Below are 17,303 nucleotides of genomic sequence, written 5' to 3' on the forward strand. Positions count from 1 at the left end.
TCCACCAGGCGAGCTGCTCATCGAGCACCGCGCCCTGGAGCCACTGACGCTGCCAGACGGCGTAGTCGGCGTACTGGATGGGCAGCGGCGGCAGCGGTGAAGGCCTGCCCTGGGAGAAGGCCTCGTAGAGGGCGGCGACTTCGCGCACCAGCACGCCCATGGACCAGCCGTCCGAGACGATGTGGTGCATGTTCAGCGCGAACACGTGCTCGGTGGCCCCCAGCTTCAGCAACTGCGCACGGACCAGCGGGCCGGTGCCGAGGTCGAAGGGACGGAGGGCTTCGTCCCGCAGGCGTCGCTCCAGCTCGGCGCGGGCGGCTTCGGGCTGAACGGCGCTGAGGTCCACCGTCTCCAGCGACAGCTCGCCGTGAGGAGCGATGCGCTGGAAGGGCTGGCCCTCCTGCTGGGCGAAGGTGGTGCGCAGGGCTTCGTGGCGGTGGGCCAGCTCGGAAAGCGCACGGCGCAGGGCGTCCGTGTCGAGCTGTCCCTCCATGCGCACGAAGGCCGGCATGCTGTACGTGGAGCTGCCGGGCTGGAACTGGTCCAGGAACCACAGGCGCTGCTGGGCGAAGGACAGCGGCAGCGGGCCCGTGCGCGGTACGGGGATGAGCGCGGGCGCCGTTTCCGGGTGGGAGGCTCCCGTGGAGTCGATGCGCTCGGCGAGCGCGGCGACGGTGGGCGCCTCGAAGAGAGCGCGCAGGGGCAGGTCCACGCCGAGCTGGGAACGGATGCGGGAGATGACCTGTGTGGCCAGCAGGGAGTGGCCGCCCAGCTCGAAGAAGTTCCCGGTGACGCTCACCTGGGGCAGCCGGAGGATGGCCGCGAAGACCGACGCCAGCTTCTCCTCGGTGGGGGTGCGCGGGGCGACGAAGGACCCGGCGGACGAGGCCGCTTCGGGGACGGGCAGGGCCTTCCTGTCCACCTTGCCATTGGGCGTCAGCGGCAGCGCCTCCAGCACCATGAAGGCGGAGGGCACCATGTACTCGGGCAGCCGCTGCACGAGGAAGGTACGCAGCGCGGCCATGTCGAGCGACGCGGGCGCGGCGACGTAGCCGACGAGGCGCTGGTTGCCAGCGACGTCCTCGCGCACCAGGGCCACGGCCTGGGTCACCTGGGGGAAGGCGAGCAGCGCGGCTTCGACTTCGCCCGGCTCGATGCGGAAGCCACGCAGCTTCACCTGCGCATCGGCGCGGCCGAGGTACTCCAGCGAGCCGTCGCGCAGCCAGCGCACCTGGTCCCCGGTGCGGTACAGGCGCGCGCCCGGCGAGGAGGCGAATGCGTCGGGGACGAAGCGCTCGGCGGTGAGGGCGGGCCGGTCCAGGTAGCCCAGGGCGAGCTGTGCCCCGCCGATGAACAACTCCCCCGGGACGCCCGGCGGCACGGGGCGCAGCTGCCCGTCGAGCACGTAGAGGCGGGTGTTGGCCACCGGCCGGCCGATGGGCACGGTGGTGCCGCGCTCCTGGCCCGTGGCCAGCGCGGACGTGGCGTCGATGGTGGTTTCAGTGGGGCCGTACAGGTTGACGAGCCGTGTCTCCGGGAGGAGCGCCCGCAGGCGCGGGGCCAGCTCGGAGGCCAGGGCCTCGCCGCCGCAGAACAGCCAGCGCAGGTGCGTGGCGCCGCGCAGCGCTTCCTCCTCCAGCATGAAGCGGAGCATGGAGGGGACCACCTGGAGGACGGTGACGCGCTGGCGCACCACGCAGGCGACCAGGGCGGCCGGGTCGCGATGGGCTTCGGGTGGTGCGAGCACGAGGGGCGCGCCCACCAGGAGCGAGGCCCAGCACTCCCAGACGGAGGCGTCGAAGCTCAGCGGCGTCTTCTGAAGCACCCTGTCTTCGGAGGAGAGGCCGAAGGAGGAGAGGAACCACGCCATGTGGTTGACGAGGGCGCCATGCGGGATGAGCACGCCCTTGGGCTGTCCGGTGCTGCCCGAGGTGTAGATGACGTAGGCGACGTCGTCCGCGGAGACGGAGACGGCCGGTGCGCCCTTGTGCTCGTGAGAGGAGAAGGCGTCGGAGTCGAGGCACACGACGTCGGTGCCCTCGGGCAGCAGGCCGAGCAGCGAGGACTGGGTGAGCAGCACGCGGGCGCCGCAGTCCTGGAGCATGAAGGCCAGGCGCTCGCGTGGGTAGTCCGGCGCCAGCGGCACGTAGGCGGCGCCGGCCTTGAGGATGCCCAGCAGGCCCACCACCATGTCGGGGGAGCGCTGCACGCACAGCGCGACGCGGTCGCCGGTGCGAACGCCCCGGGCGAGCAGCGCATGGGCGAGGTGGTTGGCGCGCGAATCCAGCTCACGGTAGGTGAGTCGCGCGTCGTCGGACTCCACGGCCAGCGCATCCGGGGTGCGCCGTGCCTGTGCCTCGACGCGCTGGTGGATGCTCGCGTCGCCGGAGAATCGGGTGGCGGTGGCATTCCACTCCACCAGGACCTGGTGCCGCTCGGCCTCCGTCAGCAGGGAGACGGAATCCAGCGGGGCCTCGGGACGGGCGGCCAGTGCTTCCACCAGCACGCGGAAGTGCCCGGCCAGCCGTTCGACGGTGGCACCGTCGAACAGGTCGGTGTTGTAGCCGAGCTCTCCCCGGTAGCCGTCCGGGAATTCCGCCAGGCTCAGCTCCAGGTCGAACTTGACGGCACGCCCCTCCACCTCCAACGGGCGCAAGGCGAGCTCGGAATGCGGCTGGGAGCTGGCGGTCAAGACGTTCTGCAACGCGAAGCTGACCTGGAAGAGCGGAGCGCGGCTCCTGTCGCGCTCGGGGCGCAGCTCTTCCACCAGTCGCTCGAAGGGCACGTCCTGGTGGGCGTAGGCGCCCAGGGCCGTCTCCCTCACCTGCTGAAGCAGGTGGCGGAAGGACTCGCCGCCGCGCACCTGGGTACGGAGCACCAGCGTGTTGACGAAGAAACCGATGAGGCCTTCCAGCTCGCCGCGCTGACGGCCGGCGATGGGCGAGCCGACGCTGATGTCCTCCTGTCCCGAGTAGCGCGCGAGCAGGGCCTGCCAGGAGGCCAGCAGGAGCATGAACGGGGTGACGCCCTCGCGCTGACAGAGCGCCTTGAGCGTCTGGGTCAGGGCCCGCGGCAGGTGGACGGGGAGCTGGCCGCCATGGAAGGTCTGCACCGGCGGGCGGGGCTTGTCGGTGGGCAGTTGCAGCGTCGCGGCGCCCGAGAGGTGGCGGCGCCAGTAGCCGAGCTGCGTATCGAGCACCTCCGCCTGGAGCCACTCGCGCTGCCAGACGGCGTAGTCGGCGTACTGCACGGGAAGCTCGGGCAGCGGTGAGGGCCGGCCATGGCGGAAGGCTTCGTAGTTGGCGGCGACTTCACGCACCAGCACGCCCATGGACCAGCCGTCCGAGACGATGTGGTGCAGGTTGAGCACCAGCACGTGCTCGGCCGGGGCCAGCCGTAGCAGCAGGGCGCGCAGCAGCGGCCCCTTGGCCAGGTTGAAGCGGTGGGCGCCTTCCTGGGACACGAGGCGCTTCGCCTCGTCGAGGGCGGCCGGGCCGTGAGTGGTCAGGTCGACCACGGGCAGCGACAGCTCATACGCCGGAGCGATGTGCTGGACGGGATGGCCCTCGTGCTCGTGGAAGGTGGTGCGCAGCGACTCGTGGCGGCGCACCAGCTCGGTGAGCGCGTGCTGGAGCGCATTCACATGGAGCAGGCCCTCCATGCGCACGCCGAGGGGGATGTTGTACGCGGGCGTGCCGGGTTCGAGCTGGTCGATGAACCACAGTCGGTGCTGCGCGAAGGACAGCGGCAGTGCGTCCGTGCGCGAAACAGGCGTGAGCGGAGGCGGCTCGGGCAGCTCGGCCAGCCCGTGCTTGAACAGCACCCGGTGGACCTCGCGGGCGCGCTGGTGAAGCTCGCGCCAGGTGAGCGTCTGGCCGTCATGCTCCGCGGCCACCGCGTCGGGCGTGAGTCGCGCCTGCGCCTGGAGGAGACGGTGCAGGCTGGCGTCCGCGGCCGTGGTGGCGCCGGGCTCCTTCCAGGCGTGGAACAGCAGGTGCCGCTCCTCTTCGGTGAGGAAGGACACCGTGGAGAGTGGGCGGTCCGGATTCGCCAGCGCGCCTTCCAGCAGCACGCGCAGGTGCCCCACCATCCGCGCTGCCGTCGCGGCGTTGAACAGGTCGGTGCTGTACTCGAGCTGGCCCTTGATGCCCTCGCTACGGTCGGTGAGGGCCAGGGTGAGGTCGAACTTCGCCGAGCGGTGTTCGGCCGTGAGCGGGCTCAGCCTCAGTCCCGCGCCCATCATCTTCGGCATGGGCGCGTTCTGGAACGCGAGCATGACCTGGAAGAGCGGGGTACGTCCGGCCTCGCGCTCGGGGCGCAGGGCTTCCACCAGCTTCTCGAAGGGGACGTCCTGGTGGGCGTAGGCGCCGAGCGTCATGTCGCGCACGCGGCCGAGCAGCGTGCGGAAGCTGGGGTCTCCGTCCAGCTTCGTGCGCAGCACCAGCGTGTTGACGAAGAAGCCGATGAGCCCTTCCAGCTCCGCGTGCGTGCGGCCGGCGATGGGCATGCCGACGGCGACGTCGTCCTGGCCGGAGTAGCGGGCCAGCAGCGCCTGGAAGGCGGCGAGCACCACCATGGTGGGAGTCGCCCCTTCCTGGCGGCAGAGCGCGTCGAGGGCGTCGGAGAGCTCGCGAGGGAGGTGGAACGGGTGCCCGGCGCCGCGAGTCGACTGCGTCGTGGGACGCGGCTTGTCGGTAGGCAGGGCAAGGGCACGGGGCGCGCCCTGGAGTTGCTGGCGCCACCAGCCGAGCTGGGCGTCCAGTGCTTCATCGCGCAGCCAGTCTCGCTGCCAGAGCGCGAAGTCGGCGTACTGCACCGGCAGTGGCTCCAGGCGCGCGGGCAGGCCCTCGGCATGGGCCGTGTAGAGCGTGGCCAACTCCTGGACGAATACACCCATGGACCAGCCGTCCGCGATGACGTGGTGCAGGGTGAGCAGCAGGACGTGCTGCTCCGCGGACAGGCGCACCAGGAGCACGCGCCAGAGCGGGCCCGTCTCCAGGTTGAAGGGCTGGCCGGTCTCGTACTCGAGGGCGCGCTGGAGCGAGTCCTCGCGCTCGTCCTCAGGCAGGGCTTCCAGGTCCACAAAGCCCGCGGGTAGCACGGCCCCGGCGTCGATGACCTGCACGGGCTGGTGCTCGTGCTCGTGGAAGGTGGTGCGCAGGGACTCGTGACGCTGGAGAAGCGCACGCAGGCCGCTGGCGAGCGCGGGCACGTCGAGCACGCCCTCCAGGCGCACGGCGAAGGGAAGGTTGTAGGCGGGGCTGTCCGGGTCGAGCTTCGCGAAGAACCAGAGCCTCTGCTGCGCGAAGGAGAGCGGCTGCGGGCCGCTCTGCGTCCGGGGTCGGAGCAGCGGCTGGGACGAAACGGTACGCGAGCCGGCCAGGGTCTCGATGTGTTCCGCCAGCGCCGCGATGGTGGGTGCGGCGAAGAAGTCGCGGAAGGACAGCTCCACGCCGAAGTGCTGGCGGATGCGCGAGAGCACCTGGGTGGCCGTCAGCGAGTGGCCGCCCAGTTCGAAGAAGTTGTCCTCCGCGCCCACGGTGTCCAGGTGGAGGACGCGAGCCCAGAGCGTGGCCAGTTCGCGCTCGCAGTCGGTGCGAGGTGCACGGGTGGGGACGCGGTCCTGGAAGGCCGAAGGGGCTGGCAGTGCCTTGCGGTCCACCTTGCCGTTGGCGGTGAGGGGCAGTGCCTCCAGCCGGGTGAGGACGGAGGGCACCATGTACTCGGGCAGTGCTTCCTTGAGGGCCGAGCGCAGGCCGCCCATGTCCAGGGACGCGGGCGCGACGACGTAGCCGACGAGGCGCTTGTCGCCGGGCGAGTCCTCGCGGGCCACGACGACGGCCTCGCGCACCTCGGGGAAGGCGAGCAGGGCGGCTTCGACTTCGGCCAGCTCGATGCGGTAGCCGCGCACCTTCACCTGCGCGTCCGCTCGGCCGAGGAACTCCAGCACGCCGTCGGTGCGCCAGCGGGCGAGGTCCCCGGTGCGGTAGAGGCGGGCGCCGGGAGAGGAGGAGAAGGGGTTGGGGACGAAGCGCTCTGCGGTGAGGGAGGGCTGGCCGACGTAGCCACGGGCGAGGCCGTCGCCGCCGATGAGAAGCTCACCGATGACGCCCGGAGCCACGGGCTGACCGGAGGCGTCCAGGACGTATACCTGGGTGTTGCCGATGGGCCGGCCGATGGGGACGGAGGTGCCGACGTGGGCGACGTCCGTCATGCGGTGGCAGGAGGTGAAGAGGGTGCCCTCGGTGGGGCCGTAGCAGGCCGTCACCGGAATGGACATTCCTTCCAGCACCCGGCGGACATGGGGTGCACTGACGACGTCGCCACCGGTGAGCAACTGCTTCACGCCACGAAGGGCGGGGAAGTTGTGGTCCACCACCTGGGTGAAGAGGCCGGCGGTGAGGTGCAGGGTGGTGACGGCGTGCTTCTGCAGCACGGACTCCAGCTCGAGCAGGTCCGAGGGAGAGTGGGGCGGGAAGATGGCCAGCCGTGCGCCATGAAGCAGCGGGCCCCACAGCTCCAGGGTGGAGGCGTCGAAGGAGATGGGGGCGAGCAGGAGGAACGTCTCGTCCGGTCCGAGGTGGGCGTAGTCGACGCCGAAGACGGTGCGCAGCACGGCGGACTGGAGGGTGCCGACGCCCTTGGGGCGGCCGGTGGAGCCGGAGGTGAAGTCGATGTACGCGAGGCTGTCGGACAGGGCGGAGGAAGGCGGCGCGTGCGTGGGCAGGCCTGAGAGCGCCACGTCCTCCAGCACGACGGTGGCGAGCCCGTGGGAAGGCAGCTTGGGCAGCAGGGCGCGCGTGGTGACGAGCACGCTGGGGGCGGAGTCCTCCAGCATGGCCGCGAGGCGCTCGCGCGGGTACGAGGAGTCCAGCGGCACGTAGGCGCCGCCAGCCTTGAGGATGGCGACCAGGGCCACCACCAGCTCCAGCGAGCGGTCCACGGCGAGGGCCACGCGCGAGTCGGTGGACACGCCCAGGCCGCGCAGGTGCCAGGCGAGCGCGTTGGCTCGCTCATCCAACTGCCGGTAGGTGAGCTTCGAATCCCCGAACTCGACGGCGACCTTTTCGGGGAAGCGGGCCACCACCTGCGCGAAGACCTCGGGCAGGGTGGAGCCGCGGGGGTACTCGGTAGAAGTCGCGTTCCACTCCACCAGTACCCGCTGCCGCTCCTCGGCGGACAGCACGGCCTGCGGCTCGGCAAGGGGCTTCGCCTTCTCTCGTGCGGCGACTTCCTCCAGGGGGAGGACAGGCAGTGACAGCGCGAGGGCCTCACGCTGCCGTGGCGCCGTGGGCGCACCGCCTCCCGCGACCGCGGCGTCAATCAGGCGAGCCACCCCTTCGAGGGTGGGTCCCACGAACAGCTCGCGAAGCGGCAGCTCCACGCCGAAGCCCTGGCGGATACGACTGACGGCCTGGGTGGCCAGCAGCGAGTGTCCGCCGAGGTCGAAGAAGTTGTCGCTGACGCCCACGCGCTCGAGACCGAGGAGCTGGCACCACTGCTCCGCGAGGCGCTGCTCGGTGGGCGTGCGGGGCGCGACGTAGTCCCGGGCGTCGCTCGCGAAGTCCGGCGCAGGCAGGGCCTTGCGGTCCACCTTGCCGTTGGACGTCAGCGGCATCGCCGGCAGCACCACCATGGCCGACGGCACCATGTACTCGGGCAGGACGTCCTTTAGCGCGGTGCGCAGTGCGGCGCCGTCCGTCTGCGTGCCCTCGTGTGCCACGACGTAGCCCACCAGCCGCTTGCCAGCGGGGCCGTCCTCACGTGCGACGACGACGGCCTCTCGCACCCCCGGCAGCTTCGCCAGGGCGGACTCCACCTCGCCCAGCTCGATGCGGAAGCCACGCACCTTGACCTGTGCATCCGCGCGGCCGACGAAGTCGAGCGTGCCGTCCTGGCGCCAACGCACCACGTCGCCCGTGCGGTACAGCCGGGCACCGGCCTCGCCGGAGAACGGGTCCGGGAGGAAGCGCTCGGCGGTGAGGGCGGGGCGGCCCGCGTAGCCGCGCGCCACGCCGACTCCGCCCACGTACAGCTCGCCCTTCACGCCCACGGGCACTGGCTCTCCACGCACGTCCAGCACGTACGCGCGCACGTTGGCCAGGGGCCGGCCGATGGACGGGACGCGCCCGTCCGCGAGGCACTCGGCGAGCGTGGCAATCACCGTGGCCTCTGTGGGGCCATAGGTGTTGAGCAGGCGCCGGCCCGGAGCCCAGCGCGCCACCACGTCCGCGGGCAGGGCTTCGCCACCGGAGATGACGGTGCGCAGCTCGGGCAGTCCTTCCGCCGACGTGGCCGCCAGCGCCGCGGGCGTGAGGCTGATGACGGAGAGGGCTTCTTCGCGCAGCAGCTTCTGCAGCGGCGCGCCCGGCATCAGCTTCTCCAGGGGCGCCAGCACCAGCGAGGCCCCGGAGCACAGCGTGGTGAAGACTTCTTCCACCGACAGGTCGAAGGAGAGGCTGGCGAACTGCAACACGCGGCTGCCGGGGCCGATGCCGTACGCCACCGCCTCATGGGTGACGAGGTTGGCGACACTGCGGTGCTCGACGGCGGTGCCCTTGGGCGTGCCGGTGCTGCCGGAGGTGTAGAGCAGGTAGGCCAGGTGGTACGGGGCCACGCCCGTCACCGGCGCTTCGGTGCTCTCACGCGAGAGCGCGTCCTTCTCGGAGTCCAGGCAGAGGGCGCGGGCACGGTGTGCCTCGGGGAAGCGCTCCACCAGTACGGACTGAGTCACCAGCACCACCGCGCCGCTGTCCTCCAGCATGAAGGCCAGGCGCTCACGCGGCAGCAGTGGATCCACAGGCACCCAGGCGCCACCGGCCTTGAGGATGCCGAGCAGGCCCACGACGATGTCCAGCGAACGCTCCACGCTGAGCGCGACGCGGACCTCGGGCCCGACGCCCCGGCGGCGCAGCGCGTGCGCGAGCTGGTTGGCCTTGGCATCAAGCTGCGCGTAGGTGAGGTGCTGTCCCTCGAAGGAGGCAGCCCGCGCATCCGGCGCGCGGCGCACCTGGGCCTCGAAGAGCGAGTGGACGCACGCCTCCGGGAAGTCCGCCCGGGTGGCGTTCCAGTCGACCAGCAGCCGCTGCCGTTCCTCGCTGGAGAGCAGCGACAGCTCGGACAGGCGCTTCCCCGGGGAGGCCACCAGGGCCTCCACGAGCGTGCGCAGGTGGCGAGCCATCCGCTCCATGGTGGACGCCTCGAACAGGTCGGCGCGGTAGTCCAGCGCGCCCTCGAAGCCCTCCTGGCTGCGCGTCAGCGTCAGCGTCAGGTCGAACTTGGCGGTGTGGTCTCCCAGGGGCGCGCTGCGCATCACCAGCCCTGGCAGGGCCAGTTCCGTGGTCGGCATGTTCTGCAGGATGAACATCACCCGGAACAGCGGCGCCTGACGCAAGTCGCGCATCGGCTGGAGGCGCTCGAAGGGGACGTGCTGATGGGCGTAGGCGCCCAGCGCCATCTCCCGCGCGCGGCCCAGCAGCTCGCGCACGGTGGGGTCGCCGTCCAGGCGGGTGCGCATCACCAGGGTGTTGAGGAAGAAGCCGACGAGGCCCTCCAGTTCGATGCGGTTGCGTCCTGCGACGGGCGAGCCGACGGAGATGTCGTCCTGGCCGGAGTAGCGCGACAGCAGCAGCTGGAAGGCGGCCAGGAAGAGCATGAAGGGCGTGAGGCCCTCGCGGTTGCAGAAGGCCTCCACCGCCGTGGCCAGCTCGCGGGGGAGTAGGACGGGCGCCAGGGCCCCCGGAGGGGAGGCGTCGTGGTTGCGCGGCCTGTCGGTGGGCAGCTCCAAGTCCTGCGCCGCTCCGTCGAGCTGGCGGCGCCACCAGGTGAGCTGCTTCTCCAGCTCCGCCCCCTCCAGCCACTTGCGCTGCCAGGCGGCGTAGTCCGCGTATTGGAGTGGGAGCGCTGGCAGGACGAAGGGAAGACTCGCGGTGAGGGCGGGGTAGATGACGCCGAGCTCCCGCACCAGGACGCTCATGGACCAGCCGTCCGCCGCGATGTGGTGGACGTTGAGCAGCAGCACGTGCGACTGCGCCCCGAGCTTCAGGAGCATGGCGCGCAGCAGCGGACCGGTGGCGAGGTCGAAGGGGCGCAGGGAGTCCGCGTTGATGCGCCGCCGGGCTTCCGCCTGGCGCTGTTCAGGAGGAAGGCCGCTCAGGTCGATGAGGGCCATCTCCAGCGGAGCGGGAGCGTGGATGCGCTGCACGGGGCCCTCGGCGTCACCGTGGAAGGTGGTGCGCAGGGACTCGTGGCGGTGCAGCAGGGCTTCCAGGGACCGCCGCAGTGCCTCGGCGTCGAGGGTGCCGGCCAGCTCCAGGGTGAACGGCATGTTGAAGGCCGCGCTGCCGGGCTCGAGCTGGTCCAGGAACCACACGCGCTGCTGCGAGTACGAGAGGGGCAGCTTCTGCTCGCGCGGCACACGCTCAATGGGAGGAAGTGCTCCGGTGTCACCGGCACGCACGGCGGCATCAATGAGCGCGGCGAGCGCGGCGACGGTGGGCGCCCGGAAGAGCTCGCGCAGCGGGAGCTCCACGCCGAAGGAGGCGCGAATGCGGGAGACGACACGGGTGGCGAGCAGGGAGTGGCCGCCCACCTCGAAGAAGTCGTCCTCGGCACCGACACGCGGCAGGCCGAGCACCTCGGCCCAGAGGCCGGCGAGCAGCTCCTCGGTGGGGGTGCGCGGAGCGACGTAGGCGGCGGTGGCGGTCGAGGCCGTCGACTCCGGAGCGGGCAGGGCCTTGCGGTCGACCTTCCCGTTGGCGGTGAGAGGGAGAGCGTCCAGCCGCACCAGTGCGGACGGCACCATGTAGTCGGGCAGTCGCTCGACCAGGAAGGCGCGCAGCGCGGCGACATCGAGGGACTCGGGGGCCGCGATGTAGCCGACGAGGCGCTTGCCGCCGTGCACATCCGAGCGGGGCACCACCACGGCTTCGCGGACGCTCGGGAAGGTGGAGATGACGGCCTGTACTTCGCCCAGCTCGATGCGGAAGCCGCGCACCTTGACCTGCGTGTCCGCGCGTCCGACGAAGTCCAGCACGCCGCCGGCAAGCCAGCGCACCAGGTCTCCGGTGCGGTAGAGGCGGGCGCCGGGGCTGCCAGAGAAGGTGTCGGGGATGAAGCGCTCGGCGGTGAGGGCGGGCTGGCCCAGGTAGCCGCGCGCGAGGCCGTCGCCGCCGATGTAGAGCTCACCGACGACACCCACGGGCACCGGCTGGCCGTGCGTGTCCAGCACGTACAGGCGCGTGCTGCCGATGGGCCGGCCGATGGGCACGGAGGTGCCCACCTGCTCTGCGCGAGTCACCGGGTAGGACGTGGCGAAGACGGTGGTCTCGGTGGGGCCGTAGAAGGCGGTGACGGGGATGCGCAGCCCTTCCACGGCGCGGCGCACGTGAGCGGGCGACACGACGTCACCGCCCGTCATGAGGTGCTTCACCGTGCTCAGCCCTGGCGGAGGGTTGTCCACCAATTGGGTGAACAGGCCAATGGTGGCCCACAGCGTGGTGACGCCCGAGGACTGGATGGCGCGGCCCAGCTCCTCCAGGGACGCGGCCTGCGGAGGCATGACGACGAGCCGAGCGCCGTGCAGCAGCGCGCCCCAGATTTCAAAGGTGGAGGCGTCGAAGGAGATGGGGGCGAACTGGAGGAGGACTTCGTCGGGTCCGAAGCGTGCGTAGTCGACGCCAAGGAGGGTGCGCAGCACGCCGCGGTGGGTGGTACCCACGCCCTTGGGGCGGCCGGTGGAGCCGGAGGTGAAGTCCACGTACGCCAGCGAGTCGGGCAGGGCGACGGGGGTCGGCGCATGCGTCGGCTCGGAAGCGAAGGCGGCATCCTCCAACACGACGGTGGAGAGGCCTTCCACGGGCAGCTTGGAGAGGAAGGCGCGCGTGGTGACGAGCGTCTGGGGTGCCGCATCCTCCACCATGCCGGTCAGTCGCTGACGCGGATAGGACGGGTCCAAGGGGACGTAGGCGCCACCAGCCTTGAGGATGGCCACCAGCGAAACGACGAGCTCCAGCGAGCGCTCGACGGCGAGCGCGACGCGAGAGTCGGCACCCACGCCCAATCCGCGCAGGTGGTGCGCGAGCCGGTTGGAGCGCTCATCGAGCTGGCGATAGGTGAGGCGAGAGTCGCCGAACTCCACGGCGACATGGTCCGGGAAGCGGGCCACCACCCCGGCGAAGACGTCAGGCAGTGTGGACTCGCGCGGGTAGTCGGAGGCGGTGGTGCTCCAGTCGCGCAGTAGCTGCCGCTGCTCGGCTTCGTCCATCAGCGGCAGCTCGGACAGCCGCGCTTGCGGATGCGCGGCGATGCCCTCCAGCAGCGTCCGGAAGTGCGCCAGCAGTCGCGTCGCCGTCGCGTCGTCGAACAGGTCTGTGCTGTAGCGGAGCGCACCCTGGTAGCCCAGGGGTGTCTCCGTGAAGGTGAGCTCCAGGTCGAACTTGGAGCCGGCCTCGCCCGCTTCGAGCGGCTCCAGACGAAGCCCCGGCAGCTCCAGCGCCCCCATGGGCATGTTCTGCAGGGCGAAGATGACCTGGAAGAGCGGCGAGTAGCTCGCGTCGCGCGGAGGACGCAGCTCCTCGACGAGCTTCTCGAAGGGGACGTCCTGGTGCTCGTAGCCGCCCAGGGTGGTCTCCTTCACCTGCTCCAGCAGCTGGGCGAAGGTGGTGCTCGCAGTCACCCGCGCGCGCAGCACCAGGGTGTTGACGAAGAAGCCGATGAGCCCTTCGGTCTCCGCGCGGTTACGGCCGGCGATGGGCGAGCCGACGACGAGGTCATCCTGCCCGGAGTATCGGTGCAGCAGCGTCTGGAAGGCCGCCAGCAGCGTCATGAACGGCGTCACGCCGTGGCGCTTCGATAGCGCCTGGATGAAGGCGCTCAGGTCCGCCGGGAGGAGAAGGGACTGCTTCGCGCCGCGGTAGGTCGGCACGGAGGGACGAGGCCTGTCGGTGGGCAGCTCCAGCAGGGCGGGGGCCCCGGAGAGCTGCTGCCTCCAGTAGTCGAGCTGCCGCGAGAGCACCTCGCCCTGCAGCCAGCTGCGCTGCCAGCTCGCGAAGCCGGCGTATTGCATGGGCAGGGGCGGCAGGGCCGCGGGCACGCCGGAGATGCGCGCCGCGTACAGGGCTCCAAGCTCCCGTACGAGGACACCCATGGACCAGCCGTCGGAGACGATGTGGTGCAGGGTCAGCAGCAGCAGGTGCTCGGAGTCGTCGAGCCGCAGCAGGACTGCACGCAGCAGTGGCCCCTTCCCCAGGTCGAAGGGACGGGTGGCCTCGGCGACAGCCTGGCGGCGGGCCTCGGTTTGACGCTCGGAGGCGGGCACTCCACGCAGGTCCCTCATGGAGAGGCAGAAGGGCGCGGGCGGGTGGATGTGCTGCACGGGCTGGCCTTCGCGCGCGGCGAAGGTGGTGCGCAGCGACTCGTGGCGTTCCACCACCTGGGTGAGCGACGCCTCCAGCGCGACCACGTCCAGCGAGCCCTCCAACCGCAGCGCGAAGGGCATGTTGTAGACGGCGCCGCCGGGCTGGAGCTGGTCGATGAACCACAACCGCTGCTGCGCGAAGGACAGGGGCAGCGAGTCCTGGGACGGTGCGACGAGGACTTCCGGGGTGGCCCGCGCCTGCTGCCGGGCCTGGAGCACCGAGTCCATGTGGCGGGCCAGCGCGGAGAGGACCGGGAGCCGGAACAGCTCGCGCAGGGGCAGCTCCACGCCCAGGCTGACGCGGATGCGGGAGACCACCTGGGTGGCCAGCAGGGAGTGGCCACCCAGCTCGAAGAAGTGGTCCTCGGCGCCCACGCGCGGCACGCGGAGCACCTCGACCCAGAGCGCCGCGAGAGTCTCTTCAGTGGGCGTGCGCGGGGCGACGTACCGGTCAGGAGCGGAGCCCAGCTCGGGAGCCGGCAAGGCCTTGCGGTCCACCTTTCCGTTGGCTGTCAGCGGGAAGGCGTCCAGTCGCACCAGGGCGGAGGGCACCATGTAGTCGGGCAGCCGCTGCTTGAGGGCCTCCCGGAGCGCTTCGGTGTCCACCGACTGACCCGGAGAGGGCACCACATAGGCCACCAGCCGCTTGTCACCGGGCTGGTCCTCGCGCACGAGCACCAGGGCTTGCAGCACGCCGGGGTGCGCGGAGAGCGCGGACTCGATTTCGCCCGGCTCAATGCGGAAGCCACGCAGCTTCACCTGCGTGTCCGCGCGTCCGACGAAGTCCAGCACGCCGCCGGCAAGCCAGCGAGCCCGGTCTCCCGTGCGATAGAGGCGGGCGCCTGGGATGCTGGAGAAGGCGTCGGGGATGAATCGCTCGGCGGTGAGGGCGGGCTGGCCGACGTAGCCGCGGGCCACGCCGTCGCCGCCGATGAACAGCTCGCCGGCGACGCCGACGGGAACGGGCTGGCCGTGCGTGTCCAGCACGTACAGGCGCGTGCTGCCGATGGGCCGGCCGATGGGGACGGTGGTGCCCACCTGCTCTGCGCGAGTCACCGGGTAGGACGTGGCGAAGACGGTGGTCTCGGTGGGGCCGTAGAAGGCGGTGACGGGGATGCGCAGCCCTTCCACGGCGCGGCGCACGTGGGCGGGCGACACGACGTCACCGCCCGTCATGAGGTGCTTCACCGTGCTCAGCCCTGGCGGAGGGTTGTCCACCAATTGGGTGAACAGGCCAATGGTGGCCCACAGCGTGGTGACGCCCGAGGACTGGATGGCGTGGCCCAGCTCCTCCAGGGACGCGGCCTGGGGAGGCATGACGACGAGCCGAGCGCCGTGCAGCAGCGCGCCCCAGATTTCGAAGGTGGAGGCGTCGAAGGAGATGGGGGCGAACTGGAGGAGGACTTCGTCAGGCCCGAAGCGTGCGTAGTCGACGCCGAGGAGGGTGCGCAGCACGCCGCGGTGGGTGGAGCCCACGCCCTTGGGCCTGCCGGTGGAGCCGGAGGTGAAGTCCACGTACGCCAGCGAGTCGGGCAGGGCGACGGGGGGCGGCGCATGCGTCGGCTCGGAGGCGAAGGCGGCATCCTCCAGCACGACGGTGGAGAGGCCTTCCACGGGCAGCTTGGAGAGGAAGGCGCGCGTGGTGACGAGCGTCTGGGGTGCCGCGTCCTCCACCATGCCGGCCAGTCGCTGACGCGGGTAGGACGGGTCCAGGGGGACGTAGGCGCCGCCGGCCTTAAGGATGGCGACGAGGGAGACGATGAGCTCCACCGAGCGCTCGACGGCGAGCGCGACGCGGGAGTCGGCACCCACGCCCAATCCGCGCAGGTGGTGTGCGAGTTGGTTGGAGCGCTCGTCGAGCTGGCGATAGGTGAGGCGAGAGTCGCCGAACTCCACGGCGACATGGTCCGGGTAGCGGGCCACCACCCCGGCGAAGACGTCAGGCAGCGTGGCCTCGCGCGGGTAGTCGGAGGCGGTGGTGCTCCAGTCGCGCAGTAGCTGCCGCTGCTCGGCGGCGTCCATCAGCGGCAGCTCGGACAGGCGCGCTTCTGGGTGCGCGGCGATGCCCTCCAGCAGCGTCTGGAAGTGCGCCAGCAGCCTTCGCACCGTCGGCTCCTCGAAGAGGTCCGTGCGGTACACCGCGGCGAGGCGCAGGCCCTGGGGCAGCTCGGTGGCCAGCAGCGTCAGGTCCACCTGGCTGGTGCCGCTGTCCACCGGCTGCATTTCCAACGTCAGCCCCGGCACCCGCAGCGGAGGCAGGGGCGCGTTCTGCAGGGCGAACATCACCTGGAAAAGCGGCGTACTGCTCAGCTTGCGCTCGGGCTGGAGCGCCTCCACCAGCTTCTCGAAGGGGACTTCCTGGTGGGCGAAGGCGCCCAGCGACACCTCATGCACCCGGGCCATCAAGGCGAGGAAGGACGGGTCCGCGGAGAGGTCGGCGCGAAGGGCGAGGGTGTTGACGAAAAGGCCGATGAGGCCTTCGAGCTCGGAGCGGTTGCGGCCGGCGATGGGAGTGCCGACGACGACGTCGTCCTGGCAGCAGTAGCGAGACAGCAGCGCCTGGTAGGCGGACAGCAGGAGGGTGAAGAGGGTGCGGCCCTCGCGTCCGGCCAGCTCCTTGAGCGACTGGAGCAGCGCGGGAGGCAGCACCACCGTGAGACGAGCACCGTCGGTGCTGGCCACGGGAGGACGGGGCTTGTCCGTGGGCAGCTCCAGCATGGCGTCGGCGTCCAGCTGGTCGCGCCAGTACGCGAGCTGCGAGTCCAGCGTCTCGCCCTTGAGCCAGTCGCGCTGCCACGTCGCGAAGTCCGCGTACTGCATGGGCAGCGGTGGCAGCGGGGAGGGTTGACCCGCGGCGAGAGAGGGGTAGAGCGCCCCCAACTCCCGTACCAGCACGCCCATCGTCCACCCGTCGGAGACGATGTGGTGCACGTTGAGAAGCAGCAGGTATTCGCCTGGGCCCCAGCGGTAGAGCAGCGTGCGAAGCAGCGGACCTTTCTCCACGTCGAAGGGCTTCCGTGCGTCGGCGTGCAGGAGGCTCCAGGCCTCGGCCTCACGCTCGGAGGGAGCGCCGTCCTGCACCTCCACCACGGGCAGGGCGACGTCGAGCGAGGGGGCGATGTGCTGCAACACGCGCCCGTCCTGCTCGACGAAGGTGGTGCGAAGCGCCTCGTGACGCTGCACCAGTTCCTGAAGTGAGCGGCGGAGTGCGTCGACGTTGAGCTCGCCGGACAGGCGCACGGCGGTGGGGATGTTGAAGGCGGCGCTGCCCGGGTTGAGCCGCTCCTGGAACCACATCCGCTCTTGCGCGAAGGACACCGGCGCACGACGGGACTGACGGTTCTTCTCGCGCAGCAGCTCCGCGAGCCGCGCGCGCTTCTGATCTGGGGTCAACGCCATAGGGTTATGCGTATTCCAGTGAGTCGCGCGTGCCGGCCTCGGGGCGTCTGCTCCACTGCAAGCGACACCAGCCAGGCCGGGTTGAACGCGAAAACACGAGAATCTCCAGCGAGGGGGACAGTGGGATGAAACAAGTCCGCGAAAGCGAGAATAGACCCGGAGGCGAGCCATTCTCCAATCGCCGTCGGGGGGAGTCAGAAGGGCGAAGCTGACGCGCTCTCGTCCCAAGCAAGCAAATCAAGAAGGTCCAGTCGCCCCCCGTGCGAGCGATCAGGCGTCGTCGCGTTTCGGGCCCATCGGAAACCCCACGAGCCGCGCCGCCAAGAGGGGCTGACGCGCATGCCGTCGTGGTGCAACAGCCAGGTGCCGCTCACTGAGTTGCCGCCAGGGCCGAGTCCACGGGCGAGCCGCGCCCGGTGTGGCGCGGCCCGCCCACGGCGGGAACTTCTTCCGGCGTTCAAGCGTCAGCGTGCGCTGCTCTTGGCGC

At 71.0% G+C, this 17,303-nt stretch carries 1 protein-coding gene (cut by a window edge); it reads right to left on the reverse strand.

Annotation, left to right across the window (positions count from 1 at the left end):
* A protein-coding gene (locus ACX9TP_RS13265; RefSeq protein ID WP_482980082.1) for a non-ribosomal peptide synthase/polyketide synthase crosses the window boundary here: on the reverse strand, positions 1-16,816 show its beginning. The gene continues 22,523 nt to the left of window position 1, outside the view; 16,816 of the gene's 39,339 nt are visible here — the first part of the coding sequence; the start codon lies at positions 16,814-16,816; its stop codon lies beyond the left edge, outside the window.
* Positions 16,817-17,303: the final 487 nt, after the last annotated feature.

It is taken from the genome of Pyxidicoccus sp. M15, from assembly GCF_056858435.1.